Below are 14909 nucleotides of genomic sequence, written 5' to 3' on the forward strand. Positions count from 1 at the left end.
TCAGCGGCAGTATTGTTTCACCCGGTCATTGAGCTGGTCACGGTACTGTCGCTTTCTCATCATGGCGGATAAATCCGTCGCACCCGTGCGCTGGGTGTTGTAAATACGCAAATCCATGCGCGCTTTATCACACTGCCGTTTGCGTTTATCGTCCGCCGCCTGCTGACGTTCAGCCTCTATCCTCTGCTGCTTCTTGCGTGCTTTGGCCGCCTCTTCGTCCGCACGGTAGGCGTCTGTCGATTTCAGAGTTTGCGGCTGCTGTGCTTCGTACGGATTCAGACTCGCCTCTGGCTGATAGGTTGTGACCTGTTCGCCGGCTTTGGGTTTATCCGAAAAATGAACCTGACCGTTGGCATCGGTCCAGCGGTAAATTTCGCCGTAAGCCGGCACCGGGCTCAGGGCAACCGCCAGCAGCACGCTGGTCACATTCACAATCCGGGTCAGGCATCCTGCCTTCAACATAACGACGTCCTTTCAGGTTTCGCCCTTTTCCGGGCTTTTGATATCGGGTTTTTAGCTATCGGATTGCTGGTTATTGAGCTTCCATGGTTTTGATCATCAGTTGCACCGACTGGCGACCACGAAACTCATTCACGTCCAGCTGATAGGCACAATGCACGCGCTCGACCCGCTCATCCGGCCAGCGGTTAAGGTCAATGCCAAACCAGATGGCGTCGACCAGATCGTCACTGCCTTCGGGTTTCAGGGTGAGTTTCAGATGCCGCTCCCCAACAAGCCGTTGCTGCACAATGACAAAATCGCCGTGAAAAACCGGCTCAGGAAATGCCTGCCCCCAGGGGCCTGCCCAGCGCAATAAATGAGCAAGCTCCAGATTAATATCCGCACCCGCTAACAGACCGTCGGTTTCAATCTGCTGACGCAACTGCGCCTCGGTTAAATGCTGGGCACAGACACGATCGAATAAAAGGGCAAATTCATCCAGCGCACCGGCATTCAGGGTCAATCCCGCCGCCATCGCGTGGCCGCCGAATTTCTTCATTAAATGCGGCGCCAGCTTATCAACCTCATCCAGCGCGTCACGCATGTGCAGTCCCGGAATAGAACGGGCTGAGCCTTTCAGCATGCCCTGCTCATCGGCGGCCAGAGCGATCACCGGCCTGTGCACTTTTTCTTTAATACGCGACGCCAGAATACCAATCACGCCCTGATGCCACTGCGGATGATACAGACAGACGCCGGTGGGCCACTGACCATTGGCGTCAAAGGCTTTCAGAAATTCCAGGGCTTCCTGCTGCATGCCCTGTTCAATATCGCGCCGGTCACGGTTCATCTCGTCGAGGGTGCGCGCCAGCTCGAGCGCACGGCCCGGATCATCGGTCAGCAGGCATTCGATACCGAGCGACATATCGTCAAGGCGCCCGGCGGCATTCAGACGCGGGCCCACGGCAAAACCGAAATCGGCGGCAACGATGCGTGACGATTCCCGACCGGCAACCTGCAACAAAGCAAGGATACCGGCGCAGGCAAAACCGGCGCGGATACGGCGCAGCCCCTGTTCCACCAGAATGCGGTTGTTGTGATCCAGCGGTACCACGTCGGCAACGCTGGCGAGCGCCACCAGATCCAGCAGCTGCGCCATATTCGGCGCAGGCTCTGGCAACAGCTGGCGCTCCGCTAACCGGGCGCGGAGGGCCAGCATCAGATAAAACACCACGGTACAGCCGCAAGCGGCCTTGGACGGAAACTCACAGCCCGGCTGATTCGGATTCACAATCGCCGCCGCTGCGGGCAAGGTGGCGCCCGGTAAATGGTGATCGGTGACCAGCACTTCAATGCCTGCGGCACGAGCCACCTCTATGCCTTCGTGCGAGGCGATGCCGTTGTCGACGGTCATGATCAGATCCGGCGCCATACCGACAGCTACCTGCGCCAGTTCCGGCGACAATCCATAGCCATAGTCGAAGCGGTTGGGCACCAGATACTGCACATCCGCAGCGCCTAACAGGCGCAACGCGCGGATGGCCAGCGCGGTACTGGACGCACCATCGACATCGAAGTCACCGACAATCAGCAGACGCTTGCCCTGCGTGACCACGGGCTCCAGCAGCCCGGCCGCCTGCTCAATGCCTTTCATGGAACGGTACGGCAACATGGCTTTCAGCGTGAGTTCGAGCTCCTGCTCCGACGTTACCCCCCGTGCCGCATAAATACGCGCCAGTACAGGGTGAAGGCCGGGCAGAGACCAGTGGTCGGGCAGAGAGCGTTCGGTAATATCGGTCATGGGAAACGAGTGACGGTCAGATGGGCGTATCCTAGCACGAAGCAGCCCGGTGTATTCCGGGCTGTTTACAGGCTGATTTTCTGGAAAATGAAAAATCCGATAGCACGGATCTGCGAATGGCTATTCCAGCGGACGGATGCGGATAAAGCGCGCAAACCGCGGTAAACCGTGTTCAGTGAGACCGTTGTAGGCAAAGGTCACCTGCGTGCCCAGTGCCGGAGGATTGGCACGCTCTTCGTCGCTGAATCCGGTGCCTAAACGGAACTCACGGCCGTCGTCCATGCGCACCAGCAAGGCTCCCAGCAAGCCATGGTATTTTCCTTCGCCGGGCACATAACCCACCACTTCGGCTTCATCGTCGTCGGTGATTTTGTATTTGAGAAGATCATTGCTCCGCCGCGCCTGATACAGCGAAGTGGCCCGGTGCAGCATCACGCCTTCACCACCTTCGGCGGCAATGCTGCTGAGCTTTTGCTGCAGCTCGGCATCCGAACTTACTCTGAACTGCTCCAGCGCTTTCAGCTGTGGATTGCCCTGCTGGGCGACCAGAGTGCGCAACACCCACAGGCGTTCGGTAAAAGGCGTTGTCAGCTGCGGCAGATCAAACACCATATAGCGGATTTTCTGCCAGTCGACGTCGCGCTGGGTCTTGCGGTTAAGGACGCCCGATATCCAGCCAAACTGGCCGCGACCGCTCCAGAGCTCACCGTCCAGGGGCGTATTGGGCAATGCCGTGAGGAACCAGGCCGGCGCGGGAATGACCCGGCCACTGCGGGTCAGAAGGCGATGGCCGTCCCAATAGGCGCGGATACCATCGAGCTTTTCGCTGACAAAATATTGGGTGACATCCACACCCTGCTGATAAGTTTTGGCCAGCATCAGTGCAGGCGCCGCCTGCGTGGTGGCCTGACTCCAGTGCGGCCACAATAATGCCAGCACCAGCAGCGCCATAACGATTAAATCCATGGTCTGTCCTCCGTGACGCGTACCACAGGCCTAATCAACCAAGACAATACGCATTAGGCCAGAGGCGGGGGCGGAATTTCAGACTTTCGCGGGACAGCATTGCTTGACTAATGAGGCGCCGGCCGGAATCCTTGACGCAGATTATCCGGACACCAAGAGCTGTATGCGTTTTTATCTCATCGGACTGGGCAGCAATATTGCGCCGCAAAAGAACCTGCCGGCCGCCATCCGCGAACTGGCGGCACTGGGCCAGTTAACGTCGGTGTCGGAGGTGCTGGCAACAGAAACCGTGGGAGATACGTATTCGGGGGAATTCTGTAATCAGCTGGCGTTACTGCAATGCGAGCTGCCACCACCGATGCTCAAACACCGTTTGCTGAGCATTGAAAGCAAGCTTGGCCGTGAGCCTAAATCCCCTGCCCGAAAATCCCACGACCGCACCATCGATCTGGATATTCTGACCGTGGCAGATAATGCCGCCGAATGTCGTCAGGCCCCATTAACGGAAGCCTACTACCGCGACATTCAGCAGAAATGGAATCAGGGCGTAAACGTCTGATCGTAGCGGTTCGCCACAAAGCGGCCACCATCCACGCGCATGACCGTGCCGGTTACCGCTCGTGCGGTCAGCAGATAATCGCAGGCCTGCACAATGGCGCCGTAGCCAAGCTCTTCGCCGATTAACGACTGTGACAGCACTTTTTTACGGTACGCGTCATCGTGCTCCGGTAAAAACTGCACAGGGCCCGGCTGAATCACATTCACCCGCACCTTTCCGGCCAGACGCTGAGCCATGCTCAGACTCCAGTTCTGCAGTGCCGCCTTGGCCGCGCAGTAAGCCGAAAAACGCTGATTGGGAATATCGGCATAAATATCCGAGATGCACACCATGGCGGCATTCTCTTCCCCCCCGGCATTCTCTGCCCACAACGGCATCAGCGTTTGCGTAATCAGTGCCGGTGAACCGACATGCACCTGATAATGCTGCTGAAAATGCGCCGCCACATCGGTCGCGGCGGCGTCGGGAATAAAACAGGACGCATTGTGAATCACGGCCTGAAAAGGGCCGTGCTTTTCCAGCGCAGAACATAAGGCCTGCACCTCGTTCACATCGGCCAGATCGGCCTTAAGGCAGGTGAGGTGTGGGTGAGCATCCAGTTCGCAGCGCGTGTTGTAATGAGCGACGACGTGCCAGCCCTGCGCCAGATAATGCTGAGCCAGTTCTTTCCCCAGACGCCGTCCGGCGCCTGTGATGAGAATGCGTTGCGCCATAACCACCTCAGACAGAATAAAGCCGGTAAATTAACCGGCTTTATCGGGTCTGTCACGGACGAAGCGCTGACAAAGCCAGCGTGCTTACTGAGCTTTGGGTTTCAGCTGCTTCAGGTGCGTGAAATGCGCCGCGACTTTTTCACTGTCGTTCAGCGGCAGCGCCCGGTTTTGAGTCGACAACCATTGCTGAATGCCGTCGTCATAATGCGGTGATGCCGGATTGCCGGACTGACCACCGGCAATCACCAGATGCAGGGGTTCGTCCTGACTGAAGTCGACGATCATGCGCATGGCCGGAATATTCCAGACCTCGTAATCCGAACCCAGATCGTAGCCCGCGACGTTCAGCGTATTGCGATTACCACCCGCCGGATAAGGACCACGGTCGGTGTAGTCCGCCAGACGTTCCACCGCCCAGTGCTTCACACCGCTGAGGTACGGCAGCATATGGGTGGTTTCGGTTTTCCAGTGATAAAACGCCAGCTGTCCCCATTGCCAGGCGCGGTCGTCTTTACCCAGCGTCTCTTGCAGATAATGGCGGGTGGCCAGCAGCGCTCTGGCAATGATTTCGCCCGGCTGTTCAACGCCCGTGGTCGCCACGTCATCCCAGAACGGCGCCCACTGACCATCCGGCGTTTTGCGACCCAGTAAATGGTCCTGATAACCGGAATACGCGCGGCCGTTCATGGCCAGAAAGGCCTGCCACAAATCGCCTTCTTCTGGTCCCAGCTCATCCATAAAAATGGCCCGGATCAGCTGATATTCGAACGCACCCCAATACGCAGCCGCACGGGAATCCGGTTGCATATCGCCATCAAAATGCAGCAACACATCCAGCACCTGTTCCGCCTCTGTGCGGTCATGTTCGTCCAGACGACCAAGCCCTTTCAGCAACAGGTCGCGCCACTCGGCGGTTGTCCACAGGGCCTGCACTTTACCCAGCAGAATATCGTGGCGGTCGGCCTGCATGACCTCCATCGACGCATAATTGTGGTCGGCCCGGGCCGTCAGCATTTGCTGAATGCGCTCGGAGCGCTCCGGGTAATACCAGGAACTGGTCAGCACCGGCTCATAGCCAGCCTCTACCGTGCGGTTATTGCCAGTGCCCAGGTAGCCTGATGCCGGTGCATGCACACGCGGGGTATCCGCGCCGCCCCAGTATCCCAGCCAGTCGTAGTCACCGCTCCAGCCCGGCGATGGAAAATGCCCGCGCCCCTGTTTGCGTTGCGGATAATTGCCGGTCACCTGCCAGTGCACCGAGGACTCATCACCATAAATCACATTCAGGTGAATAAAACCGACACCGTTGAGCGCCTGCTCGGCTTCCTGCGGGGTTTTGGCTTTGCCCAGATTAAAGAAAGAATCGATGGTGTTATCCGGATATTGCGCCGTCCAGCTCAGTGCCAGACCGTACTCTGACTCCGCCGCAATCGCGATCATTTCATGCTTCGGCTTATTGTGGATGGCGTCGTTCAGCAGCGGGCCGTGACGGGTAGACTGTACGGTCAGATGAACGTCGTCTTCCCCTTTTACATGAATAATTTCAGCGCGCTCTTCCACCGGATACCAGGCGTCCTGATAACGGTATTCGCGTCGGCCATTTTCCGTTCGCAGCTGTTCTAAAAAAACGTCCTGGGTATCGGCCATGACCATGGTTTCACCCCAGCCGATATGCCCGTTGTAACCGGCCACGATGGCAGGAATACCCGGCAAGGTAATGCCGACACCGGAATATTCCGGGCTCTTTACTCCCATCAGAATCCAGGTCGACGGCTGCGACAACAGCAGATGCGTATCGTTGGCCACCAGCGATTTACCAGCGGCGGTATTGGCCGGTGCAACGGCCCAGTTGTTCGATGCCGCAAGCCCCTGCCCCGTGACCTGTTTCAGTTGTGTCGCGACGCGCTGAATAAATTGCAGCGACGGTTCAACGGCGGATAATTCTTTGCTGGCCAGCACGCCGGATAATTTCTGCGCTTCGGCAAAATCAATCGCTTCATCCGGATACACAGGTGCTAAATAAGCGGCTTTTTCCGGGCCGAACGCGTCAGCCATTTTCAGAAACGCCAGTTCTTCATGCAGGTTAAAGCCAACACCCAGATTGAGCAGCACGAAAAGCCCGAGGGTGTTGGACGGCTGCCACGCCTCGGGCGTGTAACCGTTCATGGCGAGTTCAAGAGGCAGGCGGTCGGCGTGCGTTTCAACGTAGGCATTCACGCCTTCGGCAAAGCGCTGCAGTAATTGTTTTAATTCCGGGCTCAGTGCGGCGTAGCGTGATTCAATCACCTGTGGAATGCCGAGGGTGCGCATGTAAATGTCCATGTCCAGCGCCAGTGCGCCGGTCATTTCCGACAGGCGTCCCCGCGCCAGCAAATTCATGGACACCATTTGCGCCAGCCGATCTTCGGCCATGGCATAACCGATACCGAACGACAGATCGTTCAGGCTGTCAGCCTCAATAAAGGGCACGCCCAATTCATCGCGACGAATACTGACAGCAGCGTTAAGCCCGGATAATTCGACCTCGCCGTCTTCGGCATCCAGATTGCGCTCAGCAATCCAGTCGAAAACCGGGGTACAGGCCGTGAGAGAAAGTAACGAAAGGCCGAGCAACAACGCCCGGCCATGAGTTTTTTTATTGTTATTCATGGCAGTCCTGTCTGCGGGAAAATGCGTGGCCATTATTACCAGCCACCTTCCTGCTCACGAGGGACTTTTGTGCCAAAAGGCCAGATCGCGTGCCGGAAATCCGGCGCACGGGCTGGCCATCAGAACGATCGTATTTTGTCAGCCCTTCGATCAAACAGAGAATGACCTAATGCGGATGACGAACTACGGATGACGCACTACGGAAGACGGTGGCCGTGCCCATCGCCGCCAGCGTGCACCACCAGACGATTCAGCCCTTTTTTCACCACAGGCAGCGCAGCACCGGCCACACTGGCATTGGTGACCGAACCGGTCAGACCTATGTCATCTTTAATGATGTTGCCGGCCACCATGGTCAGTACGACCGAGTTGCGCGCCAGCTCGTCAGCGGCCACCGTCATGAAGTTTTTATCGAGCACAATCATGTCGGCGTATTTGCCGGTTTCGAGTGAGCCAACCACATCGTCCATGCGCAGCTGGTAGGCGGAGTTCATGGTAATAGCACGCAAGGTATCGGCACGGGACAGTGCCGGATCCGCATTGATCGGACCTTCGTATTCGGGTGCACCGTACGCCGGGCTGTTCGGATTTTGCGGATCACCGGAACGCGTCACCGCCGCTTTTAAAGCAAGGAAAATATCGTACGGATCAATCGGCCAGTCGCTGCCATAGGCTACCCGTGCGCCGTTATTATGCAGACTGCCAAACGGCTCCATACGCGCGAAACGGTCAGCACCCAGATGGTGTTCCGTTTCACCGGTGGAATACGGTGCAGCCACGGCCCACTGGAACGAAAAGGTAGCGGTGGTATTCAGTGCCGCAAAACGGGCGTAGTCCGCTTCGGCGACGGTTTCATCGTGGGCAATGGCGGGACGGAAATCGGCATCCGGGCGCTGCTCACGCACGTCTTCGATGGCATCCAGTGACACTTCCACACCACGCTCACCGGTGGCGTGCATATGAACATCCACACCGGCATCGGCCGCCGCCAGCAGCAACGGGGTCAGCACAGTGTGCTCGTAATAAAGCGCGCCACTGTTGTCGCTTAACTGCCAGTCGGGCTCGGCTTCTGTCCCCTGATTTTCATAATACGGATACAACATGGCGCCGGTGTCGGTCGGCGCGTTCACCACGCCATCCATAAAGACTTTGGCCAGATTCACATTCAGCCCGGGCGCTACGGTTTTGCCGTCGTTTTCGGCTTTTTTCGCTGCGATGGCGGCCATCACTTCGGTTGGCTGTTCACTGGCCGTTTCTGTATCCAGATACATGGCAAAGAAACCACGTGCGGTTAATTCACCGCTGTTTTTTAACGTGCGGAACGCCGTCAGAGTCGGCTCGGTAGCGGCCGCGTCCATAAAGGTGGTGACGCCCTGCTCAGCAAAATTCGCCAGCGCAATGCGCGCCTGCTGCAAGCGGTCGGCATCGGTGTCGGCCGGAATAGCAGCCTTCAGAATAAAACCGGCCGCATCTTCACAAAACCCGTTCGGTTCACCATTACCGAAGTGACCAAACGAACCACCGGCAGGGTCAGGCGTGGCCGCGGTAATGCCGGCCGCAGCCAACGCCGCCGAATTTGCCAGCACAGTGTGAAAATCACTGGAGGTAATGGCAATCGGGCGCTCGGTGGTTAAAGCATCCAGATCATTCAGGCTGATGTCGTCGGCGATGTCGTATTTGTCCCAGTTCACGACCTCAAGCCAGGTCGACGGCTCTTTGTCGCTGGTGGCATCCAGACACGACTGCAAGGCGCCGAGAAACTCACTGACCGACAGCGGTGCGTAGGCCAGATCACACAAAAGAGCTGCACGTCCACCGTCCAGACTGTGCAGGTGCGCATCGACAAAACCCGGCATCAGCATGCGGCCATCCAGATCAATCACCTGCGTGTTGTCACCGACCCAGTCACTGGCTTCCTCGTCGGTACCGACGTAGCGGATAACGCCGTCTTTGACCGCCACAGCCTGCGCTACGGAATCTGCGTCATCCACGGTATAGACGTAGCCGTTTTTAAAGACGACATCGGCGACACCCTGTTTTTTATCATCGTCATCAAATACACAACCGGCGACCACTACGGCTGCCGACAGCACCGACAGGGCTGCGCCACGCATCAGCAGGCCGCCTGTTCTTTTATTCACCCACATCCGGAAATTTCCTTCTACTTCTTGATTCGGTTGATCCGGTGACGCTCGCGCGTTTCACCGGGCAACACTGTCCCCCGAAGCCCAGATGCTTCGTTTGCAGGCAAAAAGCCATTGGCAGAGACAGTGGCCGGCTGCCAACGGCATAGACCAGCCCATTTACATTAAGTTTAGTTAAAAACTTTAGTCAATTAACTTTTTAACTAATGATGGGTTTGTCCTAAATGGGCATAATGGCCCCAGACAACCAACGGGATCTGCGCCATGGCAGGTTTGCGCGAGCAACAGAAAGAACAGAGACGGCAGGCCATCGCCGAAGCGGCCGCGCGGCTGTTCAGCGAAAAAGGCTTTCAGGCCACACGCATTGAAGAAATCGCTGCCGCGGCCGGCGTGTCGGTGCCAACCCTGTTCAAGTACTTTCCGTCGAAACAGGCAATTCTGTTCGGACTCATGCAGATTGAAGAAGAAAACGTGGTGGAGCGCTGCCTGAAAACCATGGATTTCAGCCGCGACACCGTGGATATTCTGTGCGACCTGGAAGCGGCGATAACCGCCGAAGAATTCAGCACCATTCCGCCCGGCCTGTGGCGCGAACTGATGCCACTGATTTTGTTCCACCCAAAAGACGACCTGCCTGTGCACTATCAGGAAAACAACGCCCGCTTTGTGCAATCGCTGGAACGTTTTCTGAAAGCCATGCAGCAACACGGGCACTTCGATGCGGCAGCCGACCTGACCACCACCGCCTATATCCTCAACGACTACGCCCACCTGCAGCTGATCCGCCTGACGGCGCAGGACCCCATGGATTGGGAGCAGCACAAGCGCGACGTACGTCACGGCACAGAACTGGTGGTGAACGGCCTTAAGCCGCGCTGAGCATTACCCGGATGTCAGACAATAGAAAGCCAGCGGTTTATGCTGGCTTTTTAATGGGTTGTTGGAGCCGGATTAGTTCGGGGGCGCCTAGCCGGGCAGCCCTGCTGCGACGACCGCTAAGGCCGTCAGCCAACTGACAGGCATAAAAAAAGCCAGCTGTTTAAGCTGGCTTTTTAATTGGTTGCGGGAGCCGGATGGGAACGGGCAGCCCTGCTGCGACGACCGCTAAGGCCGTGCTTAAATGAAAAAACCCGGTGATATTTCTATCACCGGGTTTTAATTGGTTGCGCGAGCCGGATGGGAACGGGCGGCCCTGCTGCGACGACCGCTAAGGCCGTCAGCCAACTGACAGGCATAAAAAAAGCCAGCTGTTTAAGCTGGCTTTTTAATTGGTTGCGGGAGCCGGATTCGAACCGACGACCTTCGGGTTATGAGCCCGACGAGCTACCAGGCTGCTCCATCCCGCGCTAAAAAGGTTCTGACGCAATCATCAACACTTGAGCAGAGAGTGTTGGTTGCGGGAGCCGGATTCGAACCGACGACCTTCGGGTTATGAGCCCGACGAGCTACCAGGCTGCTCCATCCCGCGTCAGAGGCTGCGAATATTACGCATGCTTAATCATGCTGTCAACGCTAAGTTTCTGTTTTGCGGTAAATTTTTCCTTTCCCGACCTTTGTAGCAGAGAAATTCGCAAATTCCGTCTGGCGCTGGCTTTTCGCAGGTGGTAGGTTACCGGGTAAGAATAACAAAAATAAAACTCGAGCCTATGACTGCCAATCCGACCAATACTATTACATCGGCGGCGCTGCAACCTTTGTTGCGTCTGTTGGAAAGTAAGGGGGTTACCAGCAGGGATTTGCTGACACCCGCGATGGAATCGCGAACCGAACATCCAACCAGCCAGCGCATACCGATCAGCCAGTTTGATCGCCTGCTCGAACAGGCTTCCAAGCTGCTCAACGATCCTGCGATCGGCTTTTCTGCCGGTCAGCATCTGGACCTGCCCAGCTTTTACCTGCTTGGCTTTCTGCTCAGCAGTTGCCAGACCGGACGCGAAGCTCTGACCATTCTGCGACGATACTATTCGCTGATCAGTGACACCCGCTCACCGGACCTGTTCATCGGGCACCAGAGCATTAAGGTGGTGTACTACGTGGCCGAAGGCAGCGCGTTTGGCAGCCATGCCCGCACAGAGTTTATTGCCACCAGCATTCATACGGCTGGTAAAGCCTTTGGCGGTCATCTCTATCAGATTCAGGGCGCCGGCTTCCGCTTCCCGGCTCCGTCGTACCGCGACAAAATGGAGCAGTATTTCGGCATACCGCTGCAGTTCAACCAGCCGCACAACTGGATTTCCTTCTCTGCCCGTCTGCTCGATAAGCCACTGTCACAGGCCAATCCGGATCTGTTCCGGACCCTGCAGCAGCAGAGCGAGCTGGCCTCCGAACAGTTTGCCGACCTGAAGCCTTTCAGCCGCAAGGTGATGCACATTCTGTATCAGTGGCCGGAATCCATTCCGATCACCAAGGAGTCAGTGGCCGATCTGCTCAGCACCAGCAGCCGCACCCTGACCCGCCGCCTGCAGGAAGAGAACTGCCAGTTCTCCAGCCTGCTGCGCGATGTGCGTCTGGAGAAAGCCAAACACGCGCTGGAAAGCGGCCACGCCGATGTGCAGCAACTGGCCATTGAACTGGGCTTTTCCGACCGTCGCGGCTTCGAACGGGCCTTCAAGCAATGGACCGGCGAAACTCCGGCGTCGTACCGGCGCAGCAAACAGGAACAACGCCATCGGCAGATGGAAGAAGCCTGATTGCAGACATAAAAAAAGCGGCCACTGGCCGCTTTTTTTATGTCTGCACGTTTATGTCTGTGCTCTTTGATATCGTTACACCGCTACCAGTCGTTAGCCGACAGCGCGGCCCGCACAGTGCGCATTTTCTCGGACTCTTCCAGCTGCACCAGATTGCTGAACAGACGCCGCGAATCGTTACTGGTCGCCTCACTCAGCATCTGCTTATACAGATCGATCATGTAGTCGTCGATCTTAAGGGCAATGGTCACCAGCTCTTCGACAGACAGATCCGGATGGCATTCACGGCAGCCTTTCAGCGCCTCACTGATGGAGCCCGGCTCAAACTGATGCCACTCTTTCAGCACTTTCTCACTTAAGCCATCCTGCACATCGGCAATGGCCCGGGCCAGTGTCTCTTCGTGCTCTGCCAGCAGGTGCAGCATCATGTCGACCCGCTCCCGCTGGGTCTGATCGCGCAGCTGCTCATACAGATTACGCGCGTGCTCATGCAGGCGCTGGCTGTAATCCATGATGTCCTTAACCGTTGAATAGCTCATGGCGTGTGCTCCTCTTCATCCGGTAAAGAATAGCCCCACCTGCCGATGGCGCTATTGCTGCGCATCAAGCCTTTTTATTCCTCGGCTTCAAACTGTTTTGCCAGCTCTTCACGGTGCGGACGTACCGCAGCCTTGTCGGCGTCGCTGACGTTGCTGATGGCCTTCATCACCATCAGGGAACCGGCCATCATCTGTTCCATCGCCGCTTTCTGTTCAGCCGGCAGATCAGACTCGCGGATCTCCTTCAGCTGCGCTTCGAGCTGAGAGGCAGAGATCTGCTGATTGTCTTCGGTTTCCAGCGCCATATAGGTCAGGGAGATACGGCTTGAAACCTCAACCCACTGATCCACGCTGCTGAAACCTGCTTTTTTTACCTTGGCGTTGAATTCGTCGTAAAGCCCGGCTTTTTTCAGATCCTGCATGCCGCGTTTGAACATGGCATCCAGACTCGCATCTTCTTCCTGATAACCGAGTTCCGGCAGCTTGTCTTCGTGCTCATTCAGCCAGGTGTCGATGTCCGGCATGCTGTTAATCCACAGCTGCACGTCTTTTGAGGTGAGGTCCGCGGCGGCGGCCAGAGAAGTCATCAGAGTCAGCGCGATGGCCATCAGAATACGCATAAAAATCTCCTGCGTGGGTTTGTCCTTTTTGTCAGCGCCTACACTAGCGGGGATTGTCCGGCGCGGCAATAAATCTCCACCTCAACAGCCTCGTCGAAATCGCCGATACGCGGCAGTGTGGCCCAGGTATCAGTGCCCAGACATTCAAGGTCGACAAAATCCGGGGCAACAAAGCGGGTTTCGGCCAGCAACCACTGCGGAATTTGCATCATCAGCGTGCGTAAATCGGCGCTGGAACTGATGTCGTACAACACGTCCGCAGCCAGCAGCACATCCACCTCCGGCCAGTCGCCTTCGACACACTGCACGTCGATGCCATTAAGCCGGGCATTTTCGCAGGCGGCGGTCAGGGCGTTGCTGTCGAGGTCGGCCATCCAGACTTCGCGGGCCCCTGCCAGGCCGGCGGCAATACCGGCAATGCCGGAACCACAGCCAAAATCGAGCACCCGTTTACCGGCCACGGCTTGCGGATTCCGGCGAATCCAGGCCGCCAGCGCCTGACCACCGGCCCAGGCAAAGGCCCAGTAAGGCAATGCCTGCCACAGACGTTCAATGTCGCGGAAACCGAGCTCAACCTCCGGGTTTTCCAGCTGCATCAGCCACAGCCGCAAATCCGATTCGCTCAGCGTAACCGCCTGCAGTTGCGCACCGGGCAGCAGCAAGGCCTGCTGCAGACTCTGAGGTAAGTGATTACCAGCTGGCATAACGTTTCCTGAATTCAGTCACTTTCTGCAGATAACGGCGGGATTCGTCTTTCGGGTGCTGGCGCACTATGGTGCGGTACACATCGGCGGCGGACATCTGATTAATGCGCTCGACCGCTTTTTTACGGTCGGAATGAAACGCCTTCAGCAAATTACCGGCACCGCCGTTGTAGGCGGCAATCATGCAATATTCCTGTTTCAGTGTGCCCTGCACATCGCGCAGATACACGTCACGCAGAATCGATAAATACGCCGTTCCGGCATCCACATTATTGGCCGGATTCAGCAGGTATTTATGGTCCGGAGAATCGTTGCGGCCATAAATACGCTGATACACATCACGCCCTGCCGTCGCCCGCATGACCTGCATCAGGCCGTAGGCACCGGCGTGAGACACCGCAAACGGGTTAAAGCTGGATTCGGTTTCCATCACCGCCATGATCAGCGACACGGGCACGTGATAACGCTGAGACGAGCGCATCGCCAGTGCGCGGTAATTCGACGCGCCGGTCTGTCGGTAGGCACTGCTCATCGGAATATCCACCCAATAACGGGCACCGCGGTGATTCAGCTTTTTCTCGAGCAGGAAGCCTGCAAAACGTTCGGCACGCCACTGGCTTTCAATGCTTTTTCCATCCTGATCCAGCACCTGCCCGGCCAGAAACGGCTTGCCGGTGATGCCCATATCCGCGGCCGTATACAGATCGACCACCCCCGGATCTGCCGGCGTCAGCAGCGTGGCGACAATCGCCTGACTCAATTCTTTCAGCGGGGTTTTACTGCGCTCGCTTTCAACGCGGATTTTGCCGCGCTCAAAATCGATATGCACCCGGGTGTGATAATCGTCGAGGTATTTTACGAAGGTGCGCACCGAGGCTTCTTCGTAATCGTCACCCCAGACCTGATTGGCTTTTTCAGAAAAGAAGGTGTATTCGAGAATCACCGCCTGCACGTCATCCGACAGCTCGGCAAAATTCTCTGGCAGCTCGGCAGCCTGCAGCGCAACCGGGGCAAGAACACCGGCCAGCATCAGCGTGGACAGACAACGAAAAAAAACAAACACGTAAAAACAACACTGGCGGC

The 14909-nt window shown here is 57.0% G+C and carries 13 protein-coding genes and 2 tRNA genes; 3 read left to right on the forward strand and 12 right to left on the reverse strand.

The window, feature by feature from the left end; all coding sequences use genetic code 11:
* The 3 genes from ACQUQU_RS09405 to ACQUQU_RS09415 form a co-directional block, all read right to left on the reverse strand.
* Positions 1-462, reverse strand: coding sequence for a DUF4124 domain-containing protein (locus ACQUQU_RS09405; RefSeq protein ID WP_430462983.1), 462 nt, complete (start codon positions 460-462; stop codon positions 1-3).
* Between the two features lie 70 nt (positions 463-532).
* The gene (recJ, locus tag ACQUQU_RS09410; RefSeq protein ID WP_430462984.1) at positions 533-2242 is read right to left on the reverse strand and encodes a single-stranded-DNA-specific exonuclease RecJ; all 1710 of its coding nucleotides are present in this window, start codon (positions 2240-2242) and stop codon (positions 533-535) included.
* 120 nt (positions 2243-2362) lie between these two features.
* A complete protein-coding gene (locus ACQUQU_RS09415) occupies positions 2363-3208 on the reverse strand; it encodes a DNA ligase (protein ID WP_430462985.1) in 846 nt (281 codons plus the stop codon).
* A 163-nt stretch (positions 3209-3371) separates the two neighbouring features.
* Between ACQUQU_RS09415 and folK the strand changes: the two genes are divergently transcribed.
* Positions 3372-3767: a 2-amino-4-hydroxy-6-hydroxymethyldihydropteridine diphosphokinase gene (gene folK / locus ACQUQU_RS09420; protein ID WP_430462986.1), complete on the forward strand. Its 396-nt coding sequence runs from the start codon at positions 3372-3374 to the stop codon at positions 3765-3767.
* On the opposite strand, the gene ACQUQU_RS09425 is transcribed toward folK, so the two are convergent.
* From ACQUQU_RS09425 to ACQUQU_RS09435, 3 genes are all read right to left on the reverse strand, one after another.
* Positions 3749-4480: an SDR family NAD(P)-dependent oxidoreductase gene (locus tag ACQUQU_RS09425; protein WP_430462987.1), complete on the reverse strand. Its 732-nt coding sequence runs from the start codon at positions 4478-4480 to the stop codon at positions 3749-3751. The two genes, folK and ACQUQU_RS09425, sit on opposite strands and share 19 nt — an antisense overlap.
* Positions 4481-4564: 84 nt before the next feature.
* Positions 4565-7129, reverse strand: a complete 2565-nt coding sequence (locus ACQUQU_RS09430) for a penicillin acylase family protein (protein ID WP_430462988.1) — start codon at positions 7127-7129, stop codon at positions 4565-4567.
* Positions 7130-7326: 197 nt separating this feature from the next.
* Positions 7327-9276 (reverse strand): amidohydrolase, encoded by a 1950-nt coding sequence (locus ACQUQU_RS09435; protein WP_430462989.1) that lies wholly within the window; start codon positions 9274-9276, stop codon positions 7327-7329.
* A gap of 261 nt (positions 9277-9537) precedes the next feature.
* On the opposite strand from ACQUQU_RS09435, the gene ACQUQU_RS09440 reads away from it, so the two are divergent.
* Positions 9538-10152, forward strand: coding sequence for a TetR/AcrR family transcriptional regulator (locus ACQUQU_RS09440; protein WP_430462990.1), 615 nt, complete (start codon positions 9538-9540; stop codon positions 10150-10152).
* 390 nt (positions 10153-10542) lie between these two features.
* Here the strand turns inward: ACQUQU_RS09440 and ACQUQU_RS09445 are convergent.
* Together ACQUQU_RS09445 and ACQUQU_RS09450 are read right to left on the reverse strand one after the other, a co-directional pair.
* Positions 10543-10619, reverse strand: a tRNA-Met gene (locus ACQUQU_RS09445).
* A gap of 45 nt (positions 10620-10664) precedes the next feature.
* Positions 10665-10741 (reverse strand) — tRNA-Met (locus tag ACQUQU_RS09450).
* 283 nt (positions 10742-11024) lie between these two features.
* On the opposite strand from ACQUQU_RS09450, the gene ACQUQU_RS09455 reads away from it, so the two are divergent.
* Positions 11025-11963, forward strand: coding sequence for an AraC family transcriptional regulator (locus ACQUQU_RS09455; RefSeq protein ID WP_430462991.1), 939 nt, complete (start codon positions 11025-11027; stop codon positions 11961-11963).
* Positions 11964-12046: 83 nt separating this feature from the next.
* Here ACQUQU_RS09455 and ACQUQU_RS09460 read toward each other — a convergent pair whose 3' ends face one another.
* The 4 genes from ACQUQU_RS09460 to ACQUQU_RS09475 form a co-directional block, all read right to left on the reverse strand.
* Positions 12047-12502, reverse strand: a complete 456-nt coding sequence (locus tag ACQUQU_RS09460) for a hypothetical protein (protein ID WP_430462992.1) — start codon at positions 12500-12502, stop codon at positions 12047-12049.
* 74 nt (positions 12503-12576) lie between these two features.
* Positions 12577-13122 (reverse strand): hypothetical protein, encoded by a 546-nt coding sequence (locus tag ACQUQU_RS09465; protein WP_430462993.1) that lies wholly within the window; start codon positions 13120-13122, stop codon positions 12577-12579.
* 38 nt (positions 13123-13160) lie between these two features.
* Positions 13161-13826: a class I SAM-dependent methyltransferase gene (locus tag ACQUQU_RS09470; protein ID WP_430462994.1), complete on the reverse strand. Its 666-nt coding sequence runs from the start codon at positions 13824-13826 to the stop codon at positions 13161-13163.
* Positions 13813-14889, reverse strand: a complete 1077-nt coding sequence (locus ACQUQU_RS09475; protein WP_430462995.1) for a murein transglycosylase domain-containing protein — start codon at positions 14887-14889, stop codon at positions 13813-13815. The genes ACQUQU_RS09470 and ACQUQU_RS09475 overlap by 14 nt, the downstream gene beginning before the upstream one ends.
* Between the last annotated feature and the right edge of the window lie 20 nt (positions 14890-14909).

This window comes from Thalassolituus sp. LLYu03 (genome assembly GCF_050507655.1).
Classification (GTDB): Bacteria; Pseudomonadota; Gammaproteobacteria; order Pseudomonadales; family Oceanobacteraceae; genus Venatoribacter.

What these genes read in the sequence shown, in the direction of transcription:
- recJ (WP_430462984.1), bottom strand. Translation starts at nt 2,242, where the DNA reads ATGACCGATATTACCGAACGCTCTCTGCCCGACCACTGGTCTCTGCCC.
- ACQUQU_RS09430 (WP_430462988.1), bottom strand. Translation starts at nt 7,129, where the DNA reads ATGAATAACAATAAAAAAACTCATGGCCGGGCGTTGTTGCTCGGCCTT.
- folK (WP_430462986.1), top strand. Translation starts at nt 3,372, where the DNA reads ATGCGTTTTTATCTCATCGGACTGGGCAGCAATATTGCGCCGCAAAAG.
- ACQUQU_RS09460 (WP_430462992.1), bottom strand. Translation starts at nt 12,502, where the DNA reads ATGAGCTATTCAACGGTTAAGGACATCATGGATTACAGCCAGCGCCTG.
- ACQUQU_RS09440 (WP_430462990.1), top strand. Translation starts at nt 9,538, where the DNA reads ATGGCAGGTTTGCGCGAGCAACAGAAAGAACAGAGACGGCAGGCCATC.
- ACQUQU_RS09470 (WP_430462994.1), bottom strand. Translation starts at nt 13,826, where the DNA reads ATGCCAGCTGGTAATCACTTACCTCAGAGTCTGCAGCAGGCCTTGCTG.
- ACQUQU_RS09405 (WP_430462983.1), bottom strand. Translation starts at nt 462, where the DNA reads ATGTTGAAGGCAGGATGCCTGACCCGGATTGTGAATGTGACCAGCGTG.
- ACQUQU_RS09455 (WP_430462991.1), top strand. Translation starts at nt 11,025, where the DNA reads ATGGAATCGCGAACCGAACATCCAACCAGCCAGCGCATACCGATCAGC.
- ACQUQU_RS09415 (WP_430462985.1), bottom strand. Translation starts at nt 3,208, where the DNA reads ATGGATTTAATCGTTATGGCGCTGCTGGTGCTGGCATTATTGTGGCCG.
- ACQUQU_RS09425 (WP_430462987.1), bottom strand. Translation starts at nt 4,480, where the DNA reads ATGGCGCAACGCATTCTCATCACAGGCGCCGGACGGCGTCTGGGGAAA.
- ACQUQU_RS09435 (WP_430462989.1), bottom strand. Translation starts at nt 9,276, where the DNA reads ATGTGGGTGAATAAAAGAACAGGCGGCCTGCTGATGCGTGGCGCAGCC.
- ACQUQU_RS09465 (WP_430462993.1), bottom strand. Translation starts at nt 13,122, where the DNA reads ATGCGTATTCTGATGGCCATCGCGCTGACTCTGATGACTTCTCTGGCC.